The following is a 19,317-nucleotide window of genomic DNA, read 5'->3' as shown; positions in this document are numbered from 1 at the left end:
CCCACGCTAGGCGGATGGCGTCCACCCTTCAAGTTGACGCGCAAGTAAAACCCGCAGCATTCCGATGCCGATCTCATCGGCATTGAGGCAGGGGATATAGGCGAAATGGGTGCCGCCATTTTCCTCGAAGCTCTCCCGCCCCCGAATCGCCAGTTCCTCCAGCGTTTCAAGGCAATCGGCCGAAAAGCCGGGGGCGAAAATCGCGACCTTGGTAATGCCCTTGGCCGGCAGCGCATCGAGCGTCGCGTCGGTCGCCGGTTCGAGCCACTTCGCGCGCCCGAAGCGCGATTGGAAGGTGACCGTCAGCGGCCGCCCCAGCCGCTCGCCCAGCAACCGCGCGGTCTTCTGGCAATGGCAGTGATAGGGATCGCCCAGTTCGAGCGTGCGCTGCGGCATGCCGTGGAAACTGGCAACGATCGCCTGCGGCTCGAAATCGAGCGCGGCCAGCCCCGCCGTCAGCGATTGCGCCAGCGCATCGATATAAGCGGGGTCGTCATAATAAGGCGGCAAGGTGCGCAAGGCCGGTTGCCAGCGCATCTTGGCCAAAGCGGCAAAGGCCTTGTCATTGGCGGTCGCAGTCGTCGCCCCGCAATATTGCGGATAGAGCGGCGCGACCAGGATCCGTTCGCAGCCCGCATCCTTCATCGCCTGCAGGCGATCGGGGATGGAGGGATTGCCATAGCGCATCGCCCAATCGACCAGCACGTCCGCGCCGAACGCCCCTTGCATCGCCGCGCTCTGCGCCTTGGTGATCGCGGCCAAAGGCGAGCCGTCGGCGCTCCACACCTGGGCATAGGCTTCCGCGGATTTTTGCGGACGGGTGTTGAGGATGATGCCGCGCAGGATCGGCTGCCAAATCAGCGGCGGAATCTCCACCACACGCCGGTCCGAGAGAAATTCGGCGAGATAGCGTTTAACCGACTTGGTATCGGGCCCGTCCGGCGTGCCCAGATTGGTCAGCAGAACGCCGATCTTCGGCTTGGGCACGACCGGATGTCCGGCGGGGAGAATCGGTGGCATCAAACGGTTCCCGGAGTGAGCGGCAGGCGGCGCAAGCGATAGCCCGTAGCGGCTTGCAGGGCATTGGCAATTGCGGGCGCAACCGGCGGCACGGCGAGCTCGCTCACCCCGCCCGGCTCCGCCTCGCTCGAAATCAGCTCGACCGTAATGTCGGGCGTGTCGGCCAGTCGCGGCAGGCCGAGATCACCAAAGCCCCGCGCCTCGGCCAGATTGGCCTTGAACCCGGTCGCACTGCCGGTCGCCGCCGCCATGCCAAACAGCAACCCGCCCTCGATTTGCTGGCGGACGATGTCGGGATTGATCTGCCGCCCGCAATCGACTGCGGCGACGATGCGATCGACGCTGACCGCCTGGCCCTCGCCGACATGCGCCTCGACCAGCACAGCGATATGGCTGCCGCGAAAGCTGTGGCAGGCAATGCCCTGCCCGCTTCCCGCAATGCCGCCTTCCCAACCGCCAAGCGACGCGGCGGTCGACAGGCACCGCGCCAGCCGCGCATCCCCGCCCAGCATGCCGATGCGGAAGGACAGCGGCTCGGTCCCCGCGACATGCGCCAGTTCATCCAGAAAACACTCGGTAAAAAACGTCGTGTAGCTATGCGCGCCCGAGCGCCAATGTCCGGTTGGCACACCGATATCGGCCGGGTGATGGTCGATCGCATAAGCCGGAATACGGTAGAACGGCGCGGCCCCGGCCACCGCATAGCCATCGCCGAACGGCGCGACGGCTTGTGCCGTGCGGAACCCCGCATCGTGCGCCAGCAAGCGCGCCGCCAGTTCCTGCCCGGTGGCAGGGGCGGCGATCTTGGCCAACCAGCCGAGGATCTGCCCATTGCCGCCGAGCCGCGCCGCCATCCGGGCCATTGCCGGGGGGCGATAACGATCGTGCAGCAGATCCTCCGACCGGCTCCACACCAGTTGCACCGGGCGCTTGAGGCTGTGCGCCAGCACCGCCGCCTGCGCCGCGCACTGCGTTTCCAGATTCGCGCCGAACGATCCACCGATCAGCATCGGATGCACCAGCACCGCATCCTCAGCCAGGCCAATCGCTGCCGCCGCCGCGCTGCGCGCCAATCCCGGTGCCTGGGTCGGCAACCACAGCTCCAGCCGCCCGTCCCGATACTGCGCGGTCGCCGTCATCGTCTCGATCGCGGCGTGCGCGGCAAGGCCGACATGATAATCGGCGGTCACCACGCGCGCGCCCTTGAACACCGCCGACAGATCGCCTTGCCGCGCGATGCGTGCGCCGGGCCCGTCGAGCGCGGCCTTCAGCGCCGCAGTGATGCTGGCGGTGTTGACCAAGCGGCTTTTGGTCTCGAACCGGGGGGCGAGCGCATCGAGCGCCGTGTTCGCCGCCCACCAATTATTGGCGATCGCCGCGACCCAGCGATCGTTGGTGACGACCTGCAACACGCCGCGAATGCGCTCTGCCGCCGTGCGGTCGACCCGCAGCAACGTGCTGTCACCCACTGGACCCTGACGGATGCTGGCATAGACCATGTCGGGCAGGCGCACGTCGCCTGCGAAATTGGCCGAACCGTCGATCTTGGAGGGGCCATCGAGCCGGGGCAGCGACTGGCCCGACAGCCGGTCGCCACCATCCCCCCGCAGCGGCAACGGATCGGGCAGGGTGCCACTGACCGCCTCAGCCGCAAGCTCCGCAAAGCGCAACCTGTCCTTGCCGTGGACGACGAAACCCTCGGCGGTGGTGCACGCCTGCCACGCGACCTTCCACCGTTTGGCCGCAGCCTGGCACAACAACACGCGCGCCGCCGCCCCCGCCGCGCGCAAAGGGTCCTCAAATGCGCGGATCGAGGTCGATCCGGCGGTCAGCATCAGCCCCATCCGCCCGGCATGGGCCTCGCGCCACGCCTTGACCAGGCCGTCGCCCGGCTGCTCGAACAGTTCGCGCGCGCCAAGCGCATTGGCGTAGAGCGGGTTGAACGGGGCCGCCTCCACCGCGACCGTCCGCCAGTCCGCGCCCAGTTCATCGGCGATGATTTGCGGCAGCGTGGTATAGACGCCCTGCCCATGCTCGGCCTGCGGCACGGCGACGGTGACATGGCCATCGTCGCCGATCTTGAGCCACGCGCCGAACACGCTCTCGCCCTTGTCGGCGGTGAGATTGCCGGAATAGCGCCGTGGCCACAGCCCCCAGGCGACCACCAGCCCGATCCCCGCCCCACCACCGATCAGCAGCGTGCGACGATCGATCTTCGGGGGTGCGGGGGAAGCCATCGCTTTGCTCTATCGCGCCAAGCGTCGCACCGCCAGTTCGGTGTGGCTATGCCGTCACGGTCTCCGCCGCCGCCAGTGCGCGATATTTGGTGCGGATCGATACCTTGTCGATCTTCTCGGTGCCCAGGCGCGGCAAGGCGCTGTCGACGATCCAGATGCGCTGCGGCACCTTGAAGGCGGCAACATGCGCGAACAGGAATGCGCACAGCGCCTCGGTCGTCAGCGTCTCGCCCTCGCGCGGCAGCACCACCGCGCCCGGCACTTCGCCAAAGCGTTCGTCGGGAAGGCCGAATACGGCTGCCTCGGCCACCGCCGGATGCTCGTAAATCGCGGCCTCGACTTCCTGGCACGAGATATTCTCGCCACCGCGGATGATGATGTCCTTCTTGCGATCGACGATGAACAGATACCCATCCTCGTCCAGATAACCGATGTCGCCGGTCAGAAAATAGCGATCGGCGGTGAAGGCGGCGGCGGTGGCATCAGGCCGCCCATAATATTCGGTGAAGTTGCAGATCGAGCGAATGCCGACCTCGCCGCGCTCGCCCTGCGCGACCGGCTTGCCCGTACCATCCAGGATCGCGAGATCAACCAGGGGTGCCGATGCGCGGCCGGTCGAATTGGGCTTGGCCAAATAGTTGTCGCGGAAATTGCCGCAGCCCACGCCATTGGTCTCGGTCAGGCCATAACCGAGCAGCGGCTTCGGGCCGCCCATTTCGTCGGCGATGCGGCGGACATGCTCGACCGGGCGTGGCGCGCCGCCCGCCGCGAAATCGGTAACCGAGGACAGATCATACTCGGCGCGCTTGGGGTGCGTCAGGATTTCGAAGCTCATCAGCGGCACACCGACGAAATAGCTGATTTTTTCCGCCTGGATCAGCCGCATCGCTTCTTCGGCATCCCATTTCGGCATCAGCACCAGTTTGCGCCCCATCGCGAAGCTTTGCAGGAACACCGGCACTTCGGCGGTGACATGGAACAGCGGCACGTTGAGCAAGGTCGCGGGCTGGCCGACCGGCGGATTGCCGTCGGCAGTCGTAATACCGAGCATCACCAGCGCTTGCGCCAGATAGTTGAACACACCCTGCGTTACCGCACGGTGGTTGCTGATCGCGCCCTTCGACTGCCCAGTCGAGCCCGAGGTGAACAGGATCGTGGCGGGGTCTTCGGGCGCGATCGTCGGCAGGGCGACATCGGCCGGCCCGGCCAGCGCCGCCAGCGCGACGCCAAGCGGCTGCACGTCATCCACCGTCACCACCGCGACATCGAGCCCATCGATATCCGCCAGCCGTTTGGCGCGCGGCGGGTCGGCAAAGACCAGACGGCATTCGACCTCGGCCACCGCCGTCGCCAGCTCTTCGGACTGCCACCAGCCGTTGAGCAGCGTCGCGACACCGCCCGCCATCACGATGCCCATGTACAGCGCGATCCACGACGGCGAATTGCGCATCGCGATGCCGATCCGGTCGCCGGGGGCAACGTGATGGTGTGCAATCAGGCTCTTCGCGACGCCCTGCGCGACCGCATAGACCTCGGCAAAGGTCAGCCGCTCGGGACCCGCCACCAGGAAAGGCAGCTCGGCGTGATTCGCACAATAATGCGCGAAATAGGGGGGCAAGGTCTGCGGCACGCCGGTGATCAGCGGCAGCTCGACGCCACCTGCCGTTACGGATCCCAAGCCGAATGGTGCCCCGGGGCCCGTCAGCCCCGCCAGCGCGGCATCCATCCGCAGGTCCAGTTTGCTCGGCATCTCGCTCTCCACTTGGTCTTATCGCCTTCCCCCATTATGGAGGCGCAAATCCTCGGGGAAAAGCCTTGATCCTGACCGCCGCCCTGCCCGTGCTCGCCAATGCCGCTTCGGCCGCGCAGGGCCACCTCCATTTCGCCGATCTCCACCTCAACCCGGTGGCGATCGACCTGCGTTTCTTCCAGATCAAATGGTATTCGATCGCCTATATCACCGGCATCCTGGTCGGCTGGTGGTATCTGCTGAAGCTGCTGCGCCAGCCGGGCGCACCGATGGCGCGCCGCCATGCCGACGATCTGGTATTCTATGCCACGCTCGGCATCATCCTGGGCGGGCGGCTGGGCTATGCGCTGTTCTATGCGCCGCAATTGCTGACCACCTGGGGCCTGTTCAAGCTGTGGGATGGCGGCATGTCGTTCCACGGCGGCATGATCGGCACCTCGATCGGCATCATCCTGTTCGCACGCTCGCAAAAGCTCGATTGGCTCCGTGTCCACGATTATCTCGCCTGCGCGGTGCCGTTCGGTCTGTTCTTCGGGCGGATCGCCAATTTCGTGAACGGCGAATTGTGGGGCAAGCCCGCCGACGTGCCATGGGCAATCGTGTTCAACGACACCGTGCAAAGCGGCATGATCGAACCCGCCCGCCACCCGAGCCAATTGTACGAAGCCGGGCTGGAGGGCGTCGCCTTGTTCGCGGTGCTGTGGTTTGCCTTCTGGAAGACCAAGGCGCGCTATGAGCCGGGCAAATTGGTCGGGCTGTTCCTGCTTGGCTATGGTCTGGCACGCTTCACGGTCGAATTTTTCCGTGAGCCCGATGCGCAGTTCAATCAATGGTGGGGCGGTTTCTTCGCGCACACGATCCATATGGGACAAGTGCTGACGCTGCCGATGATTATCGGCGGGCTCTATCTGATCGTCACCGCTAAGGGCCGCCGCCACCGCGTCGTGCCGATCGCGGGCGACGCGAGCGTGGCATGAAAAAGTCCCCCTCCCGCTTGCGGGAGGGGTTAGGGGAGGGAATGGCCGCAGCGTCCCTCGATCCTATAACAGCCCCTCCCCCAGCCCAGTTCGGGGTCGGATGTGCCCCCGGCACATCCTCGACAGCGCGGGGCGCTGTCGACCCCGAACTCGCAAGCGGGAGGGGAGATGAAACGACCGCACCGCTAGCCGACCGCCTCGCCCGTGCGATCACGCTCGCCGGGCCGATTTCGCTCGCGCAGTTCATGGCGGCGGCCAACCAGCAATATTATGCGACGCGCGATCCGCTCGGCAGCGGCGGCGATTTCACCACCGCGCCCGAGATCAGCCAGATGTTCGGCGAGCTGATCGGGCTGTGGGGTGCCGATCTGTGGGACCGCGCCGGGCGGCCGCACGCGGCGTGGGTCGAACTCGGCCCCGGTCGCGGAACGCTTTCGACCGACGCGCTGCGCGCGGCGGGCAAGGCCGGTTTCGCGCCGCCGGTGCATCTGGTGGAGACCAGCCCGGTGCTGCGCGCGGCGCAAGCCGAGCGCTTGCCGCACGCGACCTGGCACGACGCGATCGACACATTGCCCACCGATCGCCCGCTGATCGTTATCGCCAACGAATTCTTCGACGCGCTGCCGATCCGGCAACTCGTCAAAGGTGCGGGCGGCTGGTTCGAGCGGCTGGTTGCCTGCCAGGACACGCTGTTCCTGCCGATTGCCGGCAAGCAAGTGCCCGATGGCGTCATCCCCGAAGTGTTGCGCGATGCCGCCGCCGGATCGGTGATCGAGACGTCGCCCGCCAGCGTGGCGATCCTGCGCAGCCTCGCCCAGCGCATCGTCGCGCAAGGCGGCGCGCTGCTGGTGGTCGATTACGGCTATGATGGCCCCGCCGTCGGCGACACGCTGCAGGCGGTGCGCGGCCATGCCTACGCCAACCCCTATGAGGCGCCCGGCGAGCAGGACCTGACCGCGCATGTCGATTTCGGCACGCTCGCCGCGGCGGCGATCGTCGAGGGCGCGCAGGTTGCGGGGCCGATCGGCCAGGGCGCATTCCTCGGCGCGCTTGGTATCGCGGCGCGCGCGGCGGCGCTCGCCCGAGCCGCGCCCGACCGCGCCGAGGGTATCACCGCCGATCACCAGCGCCTGACCCAGGCGATGGGCACTTTATTCCAGGTTCTGGCGGTTTCCTCCCCCGACTGGCCACTCCCAGCGGGGTTTGCATGATCCATTACCGAGACGCCCGGACGATCGACGGGCCAGCGCTGGCCGCAATGGCGCGGCAGTCCTTCACCGAAACCTTCGGCATGCTCTATCCCGAATCCGATCTGAGCGCGTTTCTCGACGAGGCGTTCGGGCCCAATGGCTTGCCCGCGCAACTGTCCGACCCCGATTTCGCGATTCGGCTGGCGCTGGACGAGGGGCAGATCATCGGCTTCGTCAAAATGGGGCCGGTCACCTTCCCCGGCGAATGGCGACCCGATGCGATCGAGCTCTACCAATTCTATGTGCTCAGCGACTGGCACGGACAGGGCGTCGCGCAGGAGCTGATGGCGTGGTCGCTCGACCATGCGCGCAGCCACGGCGCGCGCGAGGTGATCCTGAGCGTCTATGTCGACAATCACAGGGCGCACCGTTTCTATGAGAAATACGGCTTTCGCGACATTGGGCGGATCGCGTTTCGCGTCGGCTCGACCGTCGATGACGACAATCTGATGCGGCTGGTGCTGTGAGCGCGCCCGCACTGGTCGAGGTGATCCGCGCGCCGATGCTGGCGGGGGCCCCGCATGGCTTTCTCGGGCGGGTCGGCGGCGTCTCGACCGGCGTGCATGCCGGGCTGAACGTCGGTATCGGCTCCGACGACGATGCGGCCGCCGTCATCGAAAACCGCGCGCGGGCCGTGGCGGCGGTGCAGCCCGGCGCGCGATTGCTATCGCCCTATCAAGTGCATTCCGCCGATTGCGTCACTGTGGCCACGCCGTTTGCGGACGATGCGCGCCCGCATGCCGATGCGCTGGTGACCGATCGCCCCGGTCTCGCGCTCGGCATCGTCACCGCCGATTGCGCGCCGGTGTTGCTGGCGGATGTGCAGGCCGGCGTCATCGGCGCGGCGCATGCCGGGTGGAAGGGCGCGCTCGGCGGCGTGACCGATGCGACGATCCAGGCGATGGAAGCGCTCGGTGCGCAGCGCGACCGCATCGCCGCCGCGATCGGCCCGTGCATCGCGCGCGCCAGTTACGAAGTGGACGAAGCCTTTGCGCGCCGCTTTGAAGCCGACGACCCGGCCAATGAACGCTTCTTCGCCGAAGGCCGCGCGGGCCATTTCCAGTTCGATCTGGAAGCCTATGTCGCGAACCGCATCGCCGCCGCCGGGGTCACCCGCGTGGCGATGCTCGGGCTCGACACCTATGCCGATGAAGCGCGCTTCTTCAGCTTCCGCCGCGCAACGCATCGCGGCGAACCGGGCTATGGCCGCCAGATTTCGATCATCGGCCTCTGACGCCTCCCCCAACGGGCGGTCAAAAGCCCGTTACCGAGTCTTCACTTCGCCGGGATTGGTCAATTGCGCGACGATCCAGCCATTGCCGTCCGGGTCCTGCAGCATCGTGAAGCGCCCCCATGGCTGTTCGTCGACCGGTGACACCGTCACCCCGGCCGCCGCCAGCCGCGCATGTTCGGCATCGATATCGTCCACCGCCAGCATCAGCCCCTGCACCGAACCAGGGGGCATCGCATCGAACCATGTCACCAGCGCAACCGTCGCGCCGCCATCCTTGGGCTGCAACTGCACCCAGCGCATATCGGGGCCCATCGCCTCGTCGCGCAGCACCACCAGTCCGAGCGTCTCCACGTAAAAAGTCCGCGCGCGTGCCACATCGGTCACGGGCACTGAAACGATTGCGATCGGCATGTCCTGTCCCCCCACGGATCCGCCGCGAAATAGTATCATTCGAGACTATCTCGCGGTAAAGCCTCCTATCATTTTTCGACACAGGATGCACCCTCATGGCGACGCCCACCGACCGGACCGACCCGCAGACCGAAGCCGATCTGACCGGCGTCGCGCCACGCACCAAGCCCAAGCCCTCGATCGAAAAGATCGGCGACCGCAAGCTGAAGGCGTCCACGCTGATGATGGGCCATGGCTATGATCCGATGCTGTCGGAAGGCTCGCTCAAGCCCCCGATCTTCGCGACCTCGACCTATGTTTTCCCCAATGCCGCCGCAGGCAAGCGCCATTTCGAAGGGGTGACCGGCAAGCGGCCCGGCGGCTCCGAAGGGCTGGTCTATTCGCGCTTCAACGGGCCGAATCAGGAGATTCTCGAAGATCGCCTGGGCGTGTGGGAAGAGGCAGAGGATGCGTTGGTCTTCTCCAGCGGCATGTCGGCCATCGCCACCCTGTTCCTGTCGATGGTCAAACCCGGCGACACGATCGTCCATTCGGGCCCGCTTTATGCCGCGACCGAGACGCTGATCGCGCGCATTCTCGGCCGTTTCGGCGTGCATTGGCTCGATTTTCCGGCGGGCGCGACGCGCGAGGAAATCGATGCGGTGATGAGCAAGGCGGCGACCGGCAATGTCGCGTTGATCTATCTCGAAAGCCCCGCCAACCCGACCAACGCGCTGGTCGACATTCAGGCGGTGGCGGCGAGCCGTGACGCAATCTTCAAGGGCGCGAAACCACCGATCGCGATCGACAACACCTTCCTCGGCCCGCTCTGGCTCAAGCCGCTCGAACATGGGGCCGACATCGTCGTCTACTCGCTGACCAAATATGCCGGCGGCCATAGCGATCTGGTTGCAGGCGGCGTGCTGGGGTCCAAGGAGCACATCAACACGATCCGCCTGATGCGCAACACGATCGGCACGATCTGCGACCCCAATACCGCGTGGATGCTGATGCGCAGTCTCGAGACGCTCGAACTGCGCATGAGCCGCGCGGGCGAAAATGCGGTCAAGGTGTGTGGCTTCCTGCGTAGCCACCCCAAGGTCGAGCGAGTCGGTTACCTTGGCTTCCTAGCCGATACGCCGGGCATGGAGCGCCAGGCCGACATCTATGCGCGCCATTGCACCGGTGCGGGATCGACCTTCTCGCTGATCCTGAAGGGCGGCGAGAAGGAGGCGTTCGCCTTTCTCGACGCGCTGAAAATCGCCAAGCTGGCGGTGTCGCTGGGCGGCACCGAGACGCTCGCCTCGCACCCGGCGGCGATGACGCATCTGTCGGTGCCCGATGCGCGCAAACAGGCGCTCGGCATCACCGACAATCTCGTGCGCATCTCGATCGGGGTCGAGGACGCCGATGACCTGATCGCCGATTTCGAGCAGGCGTTGGCAGCGATCTGATAAGCGTGGCCCGGGCGGCGCACGGCGTCCGCCCGGGCTGACTATCACGCTGCGACCGGTGCTGGCTCCAGCAGCAACGGCAGCGACGCTTCGATCCAGTCCGCCAGCGCGGCGACTCGGTCGGCCGCCTCGCGCCCGAGCGGGGTCAGCGAATATTCGACGCGCGGTGGCACTTCGGCATAGCTCCGCCGATCGACCAGGCGACACCCCTCCAATTGCTGCAACGTCTGCGCCAGCATCCGCTCGCTCACGCCGCTGACCTTGCGGCGCAACGCGCTGAAGCGCAGCGTGCCCGACCGCAGCGACAGCAGCGTCAGCACCCCCCATTTGCTGGTGACATGATTGAGGATGAGGCGGGACGGGCAGTCCGGGCTCAGCACGTCGCCGCGTTCCAGCGCTTCCGAAAGCGGGGTGGCGCTCCACTCTAACATTTCATCACTTACCTTTTTGTGCGTACTTATTTTTCATAAGCTACACCCCTAGATGGTGCGTCTCAATGGTTTTTGGGAGTGCCATCATGATTGCTGTTACCGGAGCGTCGGGCCAACTGGGTCGCCTTGTCATTGCTGGCTTGCTCGAGAGAGTTGCCCCCGAGACGATCGTCGCGCTGGTGCGTGACCCGGCCAAGCTCGCCGATTTGGCCTCGCGGGGGGTGGTTGTTCGGGCGTTTGACTATAATCACGCCGAAACCCTTGCCAGCGCGCTCGTCGGTGTCGAGCGGCTGCTGCTGATCTCGTCGAGCGAGATCGGCCAGCGCGTAGCACAGCATCAGGCCGTCATCGCCGCCGCCAAGACCGCCGGGGTCGGCTTCATCGCCTATACCAGCCTGCTCCATGCCGACACCAACCCGCTCAACCTCGCGGTCGAACATCGTGCGACCGAGTTGGCCTTGGCCGAAAGCGGCGTGCCGCACGCGCTGCTGCGCAATGGCTGGTACACCGAAAATTATGCGCAAAGCGCGCCGATGGCGGTCGCGCATGGGGCGGTGTTGGGCAGCGCCGGCACGGGCCGCATTTCGGGGGCTGCGCGCGCCGATTACGCGGCGGCGGCTGTGGCCGTACTGACGGCGGACGCGGCCAAGCCTGCCATTTATGAACTGGCTGGCGACGAGGCGTTCACCCTTGCCGATCTGGCCGCGGCGCTGAGCGATCTTTCGGGCAAGCCAGTCGCCTATCAGGATCTGCCCGAAGCCGACTATCGCGCTGCGCTGGAGGGGGTTGGCCTGCCCGCAGCGATTGCCGCGATGCTGGCCGAAAGCGACACCAAGGCGGCCAACGGCGCGCTGTTCGACGATAGCCATGCGTTGAGCGAAGTGATCGGCCGACCGACCACGCCGTGGCGCACGACGCTGGAAAGTGCGCTTAACGGGTGAAGCGGATGCCGTGGGTGGTGGTTCGCCGCTTGCCCACGGCCAGCAACCTGGCAATGGTGCGCGAATGACCGATCCCGACTTCATCACCGGCTTGCCCAAGGCCGAACTCCATTTGCATATCGAGGGCAGTCTTGAGCCAGAACTGATGTTCGCGCTCGCACAGCGCAATCGGGTGGCGATCCCGTTCGCAAGCGTTGAGGAGGTCCGCGCCGCGTATAACTTCTCGCGGCTGCAGGACTTTCTCGACATTTATTATGCCGGGGCGGACGTGCTGCGCACCAAGCAGGATTTCCACGATCTCGCCGCCGCCTATTTCGATCGTGCGGCCGCCGACGGGGTCGTCCATGCAGAAATCATGTTCGATCCGCAGACGCACACCGCGCGCGGGATTCCGTTCGACACGGTCATCACCGGACTGCTCTCCGCCATTGCCGAGGCAGAGGCCAAGCACGGCATGACCGTGCTGCTGATCCTGAGCTTCCTGCGGCACCTTGATGAAGCCGATGCCTTTGCGACGCTGGAGGCCGCCGAGCCGTGGCTCGACCGGATCGCGGCGGTCGGGCTCGACTCATCCGAACTCGGCCACCCGCCAGAAAAGTTCGCGCGCGTTTTCGCAGCGGCACGCGCGAAGGGTTTGAAGCTGGTCGCCCATGCCGGGGAGGAAGGCCCGCCCTATTATGTAGCGCAGGCGCTCGACGTGATCGGCGTCGACCGGCTCGACCATGGCAATCGCAGCCTGGAGGACCCGCTGCTCGTCACCCGGCTCGCGCGCATGGGCATGACGCTGACGGTGTGTCCGCTGTCCAACCTCAAGCTGTGCGTGGTGGGCGATATGGCCGAGCACCCGATCGACCAGATGCTGCGCGCCGGGTTACGTGCGACGATCAATTCCGATGACCCCGCCTATTTCGGCGGCTATGTGGCCGACAATTATCGTGCGGTCGCGGCCGCGCGCGGGCTTGATCGCGCCGATCTGGTCACGCTGGCGCGCAACAGCTTCCTCGGGTCCTTCCTTCCCGATGCCGCCGTGGCCGAGCATCTGGCGCGGCTCGATGCCTATGCGGAGGCGGCGGCATGACCATTTACACGCCGATTGCGCAGGAACGTTTCGTCGCCGACATCCATCTGCTGGCGGCACGTCTGGGCGAGGATGCAGCATGGGCACCGACCTTCCTGATCGGCATCGGGCGCGGCGGGCTGGTCCCGGCGGTGTTCCTCAGCCACGCAAGCGGCTTGCCGATGCTCTCGGTCGATTTCTCGGCGCAGGTCGAGGATTTCGCGCTCGACCCGATCGCACGCCTGGCAGCGCGGACGCGCGGCGGCGAGCGTTTCCTGTTCCTCGACGACATCAACGATACGGGCCGCACGATCGCGCGGCTACGAGCGATGTTGGCGGCGGCGGGCGCGGTGCCGGGCAGCGTGCGGTTCGCGACGCTGCTCGACAATATCCGCTCGGGCGAGCGCGTCGACTATCACGCGCGCGAAATCGACCGCGCGGTGACCAAGGACTGGTTCATCTTCCCATGGGAAGCAGTTGCGCCCGACCTCGCCATCCAGGCCGACGCCGCGGCCGTGCCGGAGCGGACGGCTTAAAGCGGGATCGCGGTCCTTTAACCCGTTCGTTTCGAGCGTAGTCGAGAAACAGCAACAAGCGCTGTGCCAAGTTTCTCGACTACGCTCGAAACGAACGGGAGTGGTGGCGGACGACTTTAACCGTCCCCGACGCGCTCGATATCCGCTCCAACCGCGCTCAGCTTTTCCTCGAGCCGCTCATAGCCGCGATCGAGGTGATAGACGCGGCTGACCTGCGTCTCGCCCTCGGCGACGAGGCCAGCGATGATCAGGCTCATCGACGCGCGCAGATCGGTCGCCATCACCGGCGCGCCGACCAATTTGGGCACGCCGCGCACGACGGCGGTGCGGCCCTGCACCAGAATGTCCGCGCCCATCCGCGCCAGTTCGGGCACGTGCATGTAGCGGTTCTCGAAGATCGTCTCGGTCAGTACGCTGGCCCCATCGGCCAGACACAGCATCGCCATGAACTGCGCCTGCATATCGGTCGCAAAGCCGGGGAAGGGCGCGGTCGACAGCGTCAGCGGCTTGATGCCGTTGGTGGCGGAAACCAGCAGATTGTCGCCGCGCTCCTCCAACGTCACCCCGGCCGCGATCAAGGCGGCGGTGGTGGCGCGCATATCGTCCATCTTCACGCCGACCAGTTCGACCGAACCGCCCGTGATGGCAGCGGCGCAGGCATAGCTGCCCGCCTCGATCCGGTCGGGCATCACGCGATAGGTCGCGCCGTGCAGCCGGTCGACGCCTTCGATCTCAAGCGTCTCGGTGCCGATGCCGCTGATCTTCGCGCCCATCGCGACGAGCAAATTGCACAGGTCGACGATCTCGGGCTCGCGCGCGGCATTTTCGATGCGGCTGCCGCCCTTGGCCAGCACCGCCGCCATCACGACATTTTCGGTCGCGCCGACCGAGACGATCGGGAAGGTATATTTGCCGCCCGGCAGACGCCCGCCCGGCGCGATCGCCTTGACATAGCCCGCCGCCATTTCGAGCTGCGCGCCGATCGCCTCCAGCGCCTTCAGATGCAAATCGATCGGGCGATTGCCGATCGCGCAGCCGCCCGGCAGCGACACGGTCGCCTCGCCTGCGCGCCCGATCAGCGGGCCCAGCACCAGAATCGACGCGCGCATTTTGCGCACGATGTCATACGGTGCTTCGGTCGCGGTCAGCTTGCCCGCGCGGATCGTCATCACCCGACCGAAATCCTCGGGCCGCGCGCCCTCGATCCGAGTCGAGCAACCGAGCTGGTTGAGCAGATGCCCGAAGCTGTCGACATCGGCCAGACGCGGCAGGTTGCGCAGCGTCACCGGCTCCTCGGTCAGCAGCGCGCACGGCATCAGCGTGAGCGCGGCGTTCTTGGCACCGGAGATGGGGAGACGGCCCGACAGGCGATTGCCGCCGCGAATGAGAATACGATCCATGGATCTCGTTTATCGCCTCGCACCGCCCGCGCAAGCACGATAGCCGAATTGCGACGAGACGCGCAGGAACGTCCGGCTAAATCAGGCCTTTTCCAACATGCATTGTAGCGGATGCTGGTTCTGCCGGGCGAAATCGATGACCTGGCTGACCTTGGTCTCGGCGACTTCGTAGCTGAAGATGCCGCACACGCCGACGCCCTTCTGGTGGACGTGGAGCATCACCCGGGTCGCCGCTTCCATATCCATGCGGAAAAAGCGCTGCAGCACCAGCACCACGAACTCCATGGGGGTGTAATCGTCATTCAGCAGCAGCACGCGATAGGGGGTCGGTTGCTTGGTCTTGGCGCGAGTGCGCGTCGCGACGCCCAGGCCGGTGCCGTCGTCCGGCCCGTCCCCGGTTCCGTCATCACGGCGTTCCGCCATCGAGATTGCGCTGCTGTCGATCATCTAGTGCCTAAAATATGGCATTGCCGGGGGTGAGGGCAAGGGGGCAAACGAAAAGGGCGGCCCCATTCGGGACCGCCCTCTCCTGTCCGATACGGACGAAGATCGGCTTAGGCGCTGATCTTGATCTTCTCGGCGGCAAGCGCAACGCGGTTCGAGATCGGCTGGGCGACCTCACCGGCGAGCTTCACCAGCGACTCGGTGTTCTTCGAGGTTTCGGCGACGATCGAGTCGAACGCGCTGCGGACATAGTCGCTCTGCAGCTTGAAGAAGTCCGACGGGGTCTTGACGCTCGACAGGCTCTTCAGCGCAGCGGTCGCGCCTTCGAAATGCTTGCGGCCATATTCGGCGGCGTCCTGGCCCATCGTCTCGATGCCCTTGGCAGCGATCTTCGACGATTCGACGATGGCTTCAACGTTGCCCTTCGAGAATTCGTTGAATTCCTCGACCAGCTTGGTGCCCTTTTCAACGGCCGTCTTGGTGCGATCGTTGACATCGGCGAACAGCGCCTTGGCCTGTTCCTGGACCTTGTCGGTAGCGGCTTTGATGGTGTTTTCCATGGTGAAGATTTCCTTCTGCGATACAGTCGGCGCGGCGGCGGCGACGGGTTTAGGGGCTTCGGCGGTAACAATCGGGTCTGGGGTACGCACAGGCTCGGGCAAAGACACGATCGGCGCAGCGACCTCGGGTTCTGCCACGATCGGTGCCGGAACAACCACGTCGGCGGCCGGGGCCGCGACGACCGGTTCCGACGCTGCCGGGACCGAAACCGGGAGCGCTGCAGGAACCGAGGGAGCTTTTACGGCCGCCGCAGCGGTCCGCGTCTTGGGCGCGGCGGGTTTTGCCTGAGCAACAGCCGGGGGGGCTACAGCCGCCGGAGCGTCAACCTTCGCGGTCGGCTTTGCGGCTTTTGGTGCCGCGTCTGACTTCGGGCCTTTGCTTGCCATGACCGGATTTCTCCCACACCAATGCTGCACTGCAATATAGCAACATTGGCGGTCAATACAAGCAAAATGTTGCACTGCAGCATAAGTGAAATTACGGAGTTCCCGCGCGCTTCAGCGCGCCTTTACGTAGCGTCCCGGCGCGTCTTCGATTGCCTTGAGCGCCCCCTTGCCCGGCTGGCGCGCGCCCTTGGCCGGGACCATCGCCGCGTCCTGATCGCGCAGCCATGCCACCCAATCGGGCCACCAGCTCCCCTTGGTCTCCTGCGCCCCGGCGACGAAGGCCTCAAGCGTGTCGACCGGTTCGGGATTGACCCAATATTGATATTTGTTCGCGCTCGGCGGGTTGACCACCCCGGCAATATGCCCCGACCCCGCCAGCACGAAGCGCCGCTCGCCCGAGAAGAGCCGCATCAGCGCCCACACGCTTTCGGCCGGTGCGATATGGTCCTCGCGCCCGGCCTGAATATAGCTCGGCGTCTTCACCAGCCCGAGGTCGATCGGCGTGCCCAGCGCGCTGAGCGCACCGGCCTTGCTCAGCAGATTGTCGCGGTACAGATCCACCAGATAGCGCATATGCCACTGCGCGGGCAGATTGGTGGTGTCGCCATTCCAGTGGAGCAGGTCGAACGGGGCATAATCCTTGCCCAGCAGATAGTTGTTGGTGACGTAATTCCAGATCAGGTCGCGCCCGCGCAATTGGTTGAACACCGCCGCCATATAGCGCCCGTCGAGAAAGCCATCGGGGGTCAGCGTCTTGAGCAGCTCGAGCTGATCGTCGGCGACGAAATACAGCAATTCCCCCGCTTTCTCGAAATCGACTTGCGCGGTGAAGAAAGTCGCGCTCTTGACCGTGTCCGCTTCCCCGCGCGCTGCCAGCACCGCGAGCGTCGCGGCGAGCGTCGTACCCGCCACGCAATAGCCGATGGTGTGCACCGCCGGCACCTTCAGCACGCGCCGCACGGTTTCGATCGCGTCGATTTGCGCGGCGATATAATCGTCCCACACCACATCCTTCATGCTGGCGTCGGCCGATCGCCACGAGACCATGAACACGGTGATGCCCTGTTCGACCGCCCAGCGAATGAAGCTTTTCTCAGGGGTCAGGTCTAGGATGTAGAAGCGGTTGATCCACGGCGGGAAGATCACCAGCGGCACCGCCAGCACGTTGGGCGTGGCCGGGGCATATTGGATCAGCTCGTAGAGATCGGTGCGGTGGATCACCTTGCCCGGCGTCGTCGCCAGATTGCGCCCCAGTTCGAACGCGGTCTGGTCGGTATGCGTCACTTGCCCCTTGGCGAGATCGGCGAGCATGTTCTGCAGGCCCTTGAGCAGGTTTTCGCCGCCGGTCTCGATCGTCTTTTCGAGCACTTCGGGGTTGGTCGCGGGGAAATTGGACGGGCTGATCGCATCCAGAAAACCGCGCGTGGCAAAGCGCATCTGCTCGCGCTGCTTGTCGTCGACGCCCTGCAGCGCGTCGACCTGAGCGAGCAACTGGTCCGAGAACAGGAAGTAGCTTTGGCGAATCCAGGCGAACACCGGATCGTCATGCCAGCGCGGGTCCTTGAAGCGCTTGTCGCGCGCGCGCTCGGCCGGCTCATCGACGGGCGGTGGTGCCTCACCGGGGGCGAGCATCCGCTGCCACAAGGTAAGGCTGTCGGTCCAGAAATCCCGCGCACGCGTCAACGTTTCCGGGTCGGTCAGGCCGGGGATCGGCGGCAACGGCGTTTCCGCCGCGCCCAAGGTGGCCAGGCCCTGTTCCAGCAGCATTTGCTGCGCGCGCCCAAGCACCCAGGTCCAATGCTGCAACTCGGCAAGGCTGGGCATGGCAGCGGTGGTGGCTTTGGTGGATTCGGCCATGACATCCTCTTCTCGTGCCTGCCATCCTTACCCCGACGAGCCCCGTTCATGAAAGCGCACATCATCGCCTTGGCGCAAAACACCCCCACCCGGTCATATTGGTGTGCGGCGGGGTGACGGCGCGACACATAATGGCGTAAGGAAGGCCTCCCTCCAGCCGGAATCCCTGCAATGTCCGACGAATTCTATCGCATGAAGCGCCTCCCGCCTTACGTCATCGCCGAAGTGAACGCGATGCGAGCGGAAGCGCGCGCGACGGGCGAGGACATTATCGATCTCGGCATGGGCAACCCGGATTTGCCGCCGCCGCCGCATGTGATCGAGAAATTGATCGAGGTGGCGCGCAAGCCTGATGCGCATGGCTATTCGCAGTCGAAGGGCATTCCGGGGCTGCGCCGTGCGCAAGCCAATTATTACGGTCGCCGCTTTGGCGTCGATGTCGATCCCGAGACCGAAGTGGTCGTGACAATGGGCTCGAAGGAAGGGCTCGCCAGCCTCGCCACCGCGATCACCGCGCCGGGCGATGTCGTGCTTGCCCCCAACCCGTCCTACCCGATCCATACCTTCGGCTTCATCATCGCGGGGGCCACGATCCGCGCGGTGCCGACCACGCCCGACGATACCTATTTCGAGTCGTTGGAACGCGCGATGGCCTTCACCGTCCCGCGCCCGTCGATCCTCGTCGTCAATTATCCTTCCAACCCCACGGCGGAAGCGGTCGATCTGGCGTTCTACGAACGGCTCGTCGCCTGGGCGAAGGAGAATAAGGTCTGGATCATCTCCGATCTCGCCTATTCCGAGCTGTATTTCGACGGCAAGCCGACGCCGTCGATCCTGCAGGTGCCCGGTGCCAAAGACATTGCGATCGAGTTCACCTCGCTCAGCAAGACCTATTCGATGGCGGGCTGGCGGATCGGCTTTGCGGTCGGCAACAAGACGCTGATCGCGGCGATGAGCCGGGTGAAGTCGTACCTCGATTACGGGGCCTTCACCCCGATCCAGGCGGCCGCCTGCGCAGCACTCAACGGCCCGCAGGACATTGTCGAGACCAATCGCCAACTCTACCACAAGCGCCGCGACGTGCTGGTCGAGAGTTTCGGGCGCGCCGGGTGGGATATTCCCGCTCCGCCTGCCTCGATGTTCGCCTGGGCACCCTTGCCGCCCGCGCTCGCGCACCTAGGCAGCCTTGAGTTCTCCAAACAATTACTGACTCACGCCAAGGTCGCGGTTGCGCCAGGGGTGGGATACGGTGAAAACGGGGAAGGCTTTGTGCGCATCGCGATGGTCGAAAACGAACAGAGGCTCCGCCAGGCGGCGCGCAACGTGAAGAAATATCTGGTGTCGATGGGGGTTAATATTCCCAGCGCAAAGGCCGGCTGACCGCCGCCCCGG

18 protein-coding genes are annotated in these 19,317 nt (G+C 65.5%); 9 read left to right on the top strand and 9 right to left on the bottom strand.

Annotated elements, in window-relative coordinates; all coding sequences use genetic code 11:
• Nucleotides 1-6 precede the first annotated feature (6 nt).
• The 3 genes from hemH to H4W01_RS01370 are packed head-to-tail and all read right to left on the bottom strand — an operon-like array spanning nt 7 to nt 5,007.
• A complete protein-coding gene (gene hemH, locus H4W01_RS01380; protein WP_209609582.1) occupies nt 7-1,020 on the bottom strand; it encodes a ferrochelatase in 1,014 nt (337 codons plus the stop codon).
• Nucleotides 1,020-3,257 (bottom strand): xanthine dehydrogenase family protein molybdopterin-binding subunit, encoded by a 2,238-nt coding sequence (locus H4W01_RS01375; RefSeq protein ID WP_209609581.1) that lies wholly within the window; start codon nt 3,255-3,257, stop codon nt 1,020-1,022. The genes hemH and H4W01_RS01375 overlap by 1 nt, the downstream gene beginning before the upstream one ends.
• A 46-nt stretch (nt 3,258-3,303) precedes the next feature.
• A complete protein-coding gene (locus tag H4W01_RS01370) occupies nt 3,304-5,007 on the bottom strand; it encodes a class I adenylate-forming enzyme family protein (RefSeq protein ID WP_209609580.1) in 1,704 nt (567 codons plus the stop codon).
• Nucleotides 5,008-5,072: 65 nt separating this feature from the next.
• Between H4W01_RS01370 and lgt the strand changes: the two genes are divergently transcribed.
• The 4 genes from lgt to pgeF all read left to right on the top strand — a co-directional run bounded on the left by lgt (nt 5,073) and on the right by pgeF (nt 8,468).
• Nucleotides 5,073-5,984: a prolipoprotein diacylglyceryl transferase gene (gene lgt, locus H4W01_RS01365; RefSeq protein WP_209609579.1), complete on the top strand. Its 912-nt coding sequence runs from the start codon at nt 5,073-5,075 to the stop codon at nt 5,982-5,984.
• Nucleotides 5,985-6,229: 245 nt separating this feature from the next.
• Entirely contained in the window at nt 6,230-7,195 is a 966-nt protein-coding gene (locus H4W01_RS01360) for a class I SAM-dependent methyltransferase (protein ID WP_209613199.1), read from the top strand.
• Nucleotides 7,192-7,701 carry a GNAT family N-acetyltransferase gene (locus H4W01_RS01355; protein WP_209609578.1) on the top strand — a complete coding sequence of 170 codons (510 nt, stop codon included), beginning with the start codon at nt 7,192-7,194 and terminating at the stop codon, nt 7,699-7,701. Before H4W01_RS01360 ends, H4W01_RS01355 begins: the two co-directional genes overlap by 4 nt.
• Nucleotides 7,702-7,736: 35 nt before the next feature.
• The gene (pgeF, locus tag H4W01_RS01350; RefSeq protein ID WP_209613198.1) at nt 7,737-8,468 is read left to right on the top strand and encodes a peptidoglycan editing factor PgeF; all 732 of its coding nucleotides are present in this window, start codon (nt 7,737-7,739) and stop codon (nt 8,466-8,468) included.
• Between the two features lie 30 nt (nt 8,469-8,498).
• On the opposite strand, the gene H4W01_RS01345 is transcribed toward pgeF, so the two are convergent.
• The gene (locus tag H4W01_RS01345) at nt 8,499-8,879 is read right to left on the bottom strand and encodes a VOC family protein (protein WP_209609577.1); all 381 of its coding nucleotides are present in this window, start codon (nt 8,877-8,879) and stop codon (nt 8,499-8,501) included.
• Nucleotides 8,880-8,974: 95 nt separating this feature from the next.
• Here H4W01_RS01345 and H4W01_RS01340 point away from each other — a divergent pair, with 95 nt between their 5' ends.
• Entirely contained in the window at nt 8,975-10,312 is a 1,338-nt protein-coding gene (locus H4W01_RS01340; protein WP_209609576.1) for a cystathionine gamma-synthase family protein, read from the top strand.
• 44 nt (nt 10,313-10,356) lie between these two features.
• On the opposite strand, the gene H4W01_RS01335 is transcribed toward H4W01_RS01340, so the two are convergent.
• Complete coding sequence (locus H4W01_RS01335; RefSeq protein WP_209609575.1) at nt 10,357-10,743, bottom strand: winged helix-turn-helix transcriptional regulator; 387 nt, start codon at nt 10,741-10,743, stop codon at nt 10,357-10,359.
• Nucleotides 10,744-10,829: 86 nt separating this feature from the next.
• Here H4W01_RS01335 and H4W01_RS01330 point away from each other — a divergent pair, with 86 nt between their 5' ends.
• From H4W01_RS01330 to H4W01_RS01320, 3 genes are all read left to right on the top strand, one after another.
• Complete coding sequence (locus H4W01_RS01330) at nt 10,830-11,684, top strand: SDR family oxidoreductase (protein WP_209609574.1); 855 nt, start codon at nt 10,830-10,832, stop codon at nt 11,682-11,684.
• Between the two features lie 64 nt (nt 11,685-11,748).
• The gene (locus tag H4W01_RS01325; RefSeq protein ID WP_209609573.1) at nt 11,749-12,762 is read left to right on the top strand and encodes an adenosine deaminase; all 1,014 of its coding nucleotides are present in this window, start codon (nt 11,749-11,751) and stop codon (nt 12,760-12,762) included.
• Nucleotides 12,759-13,277: a phosphoribosyltransferase gene (locus tag H4W01_RS01320; RefSeq protein ID WP_209609572.1), complete on the top strand. Its 519-nt coding sequence runs from the start codon at nt 12,759-12,761 to the stop codon at nt 13,275-13,277. The genes H4W01_RS01325 and H4W01_RS01320 overlap by 4 nt, the downstream gene beginning before the upstream one ends.
• Before the next feature lie 116 nt (nt 13,278-13,393).
• Here H4W01_RS01320 and murA read toward each other — a convergent pair whose 3' ends face one another.
• From murA to H4W01_RS01300, 4 genes are all read right to left on the bottom strand, one after another.
• On the bottom strand, nt 13,394-14,677 hold the full coding sequence (gene murA / locus H4W01_RS01315; RefSeq protein ID WP_209609571.1) for a UDP-N-acetylglucosamine 1-carboxyvinyltransferase: 1,284 nt from the start codon (nt 14,675-14,677) through the stop codon (nt 13,394-13,396).
• An 81-nt stretch (nt 14,678-14,758) separates the two neighbouring features.
• On the bottom strand, nt 14,759-15,100 hold the full coding sequence (gene clpS, locus H4W01_RS01310; protein ID WP_029622891.1) for an ATP-dependent Clp protease adapter ClpS: 342 nt from the start codon (nt 15,098-15,100) through the stop codon (nt 14,759-14,761).
• A gap of 131 nt (nt 15,101-15,231) precedes the next feature.
• On the bottom strand, nt 15,232-16,068 hold the full coding sequence (locus H4W01_RS01305; protein ID WP_209609570.1) for a phasin family protein: 837 nt from the start codon (nt 16,066-16,068) through the stop codon (nt 15,232-15,234).
• Nucleotides 16,069-16,179: 111 nt separating this feature from the next.
• Nucleotides 16,180-17,925 carry a PHA/PHB synthase family protein gene (locus H4W01_RS01300; RefSeq protein WP_209609569.1) on the bottom strand — a complete coding sequence of 582 codons (1,746 nt, stop codon included), beginning with the start codon at nt 17,923-17,925 and terminating at the stop codon, nt 16,180-16,182.
• 171 nt (nt 17,926-18,096) lie between these two features.
• Here H4W01_RS01300 and H4W01_RS01295 point away from each other — a divergent pair, with 171 nt between their 5' ends.
• A complete protein-coding gene (locus H4W01_RS01295) occupies nt 18,097-19,305 on the top strand; it encodes an LL-diaminopimelate aminotransferase (RefSeq protein WP_209609568.1) in 1,209 nt (402 codons plus the stop codon).
• Nucleotides 19,306-19,317: the final 12 nt, after the last annotated feature.

It is taken from the genome of Sphingomonas sp. PL20 (assembly GCF_017875905.1).
Lineage (GTDB): Bacteria > Pseudomonadota > Alphaproteobacteria > Sphingomonadales > Sphingomonadaceae > Sphingomonas > Sphingomonas echinoides.
This window is presented reverse-complemented; position numbering and strand designations above follow the sequence as displayed.

Excerpts from the sequence above, each read along its gene's own strand:
- H4W01_RS01300 (WP_209609569.1), bottom strand. The coding sequence starts at position 17,925 with ATGGCCGAATCCACCAAAGCCACCACCGCTGCCATGCCCAGCCTTGCC.
- clpS (WP_029622891.1), bottom strand. The coding sequence starts at position 15,100 with ATGGCGGAACGCCGTGATGACGGAACCGGGGACGGGCCGGACGACGGC.
- H4W01_RS01305 (WP_209609570.1), bottom strand. The coding sequence starts at position 16,068 with ATGGCAAGCAAAGGCCCGAAGTCAGACGCGGCACCAAAAGCCGCAAAG.
- H4W01_RS01295 (WP_209609568.1), top strand. The coding sequence starts at position 18,097 with ATGTCCGACGAATTCTATCGCATGAAGCGCCTCCCGCCTTACGTCATC.
- H4W01_RS01325 (WP_209609573.1), top strand. The coding sequence starts at position 11,749 with ATGACCGATCCCGACTTCATCACCGGCTTGCCCAAGGCCGAACTCCAT.
- hemH (WP_209609582.1), bottom strand. The coding sequence starts at position 1,020 with ATGCCACCGATTCTCCCCGCCGGACATCCGGTCGTGCCCAAGCCGAAG.
- H4W01_RS01375 (WP_209609581.1), bottom strand. The coding sequence starts at position 3,257 with ATGGCTTCCCCCGCACCCCCGAAGATCGATCGTCGCACGCTGCTGATC.
- H4W01_RS01355 (WP_209609578.1), top strand. The coding sequence starts at position 7,192 with ATGATCCATTACCGAGACGCCCGGACGATCGACGGGCCAGCGCTGGCC.
- H4W01_RS01340 (WP_209609576.1), top strand. The coding sequence starts at position 8,975 with ATGGCGACGCCCACCGACCGGACCGACCCGCAGACCGAAGCCGATCTG.
- H4W01_RS01330 (WP_209609574.1), top strand. The coding sequence starts at position 10,830 with ATGATTGCTGTTACCGGAGCGTCGGGCCAACTGGGTCGCCTTGTCATT.
- H4W01_RS01320 (WP_209609572.1), top strand. The coding sequence starts at position 12,759 with ATGACCATTTACACGCCGATTGCGCAGGAACGTTTCGTCGCCGACATC.
- H4W01_RS01335 (WP_209609575.1), bottom strand. The coding sequence starts at position 10,743 with ATGTTAGAGTGGAGCGCCACCCCGCTTTCGGAAGCGCTGGAACGCGGC.
- H4W01_RS01360 (WP_209613199.1), top strand. The coding sequence starts at position 6,230 with ATGGCGGCGGCCAACCAGCAATATTATGCGACGCGCGATCCGCTCGGC.
- H4W01_RS01345 (WP_209609577.1), bottom strand. The coding sequence starts at position 8,879 with ATGCCGATCGCAATCGTTTCAGTGCCCGTGACCGATGTGGCACGCGCG.
- murA (WP_209609571.1), bottom strand. The coding sequence starts at position 14,677 with ATGGATCGTATTCTCATTCGCGGCGGCAATCGCCTGTCGGGCCGTCTC.
- pgeF (WP_209613198.1), top strand. The coding sequence starts at position 7,737 with ATGCTGGCGGGGGCCCCGCATGGCTTTCTCGGGCGGGTCGGCGGCGTC.
- H4W01_RS01370 (WP_209609580.1), bottom strand. The coding sequence starts at position 5,007 with ATGCCGAGCAAACTGGACCTGCGGATGGATGCCGCGCTGGCGGGGCTG.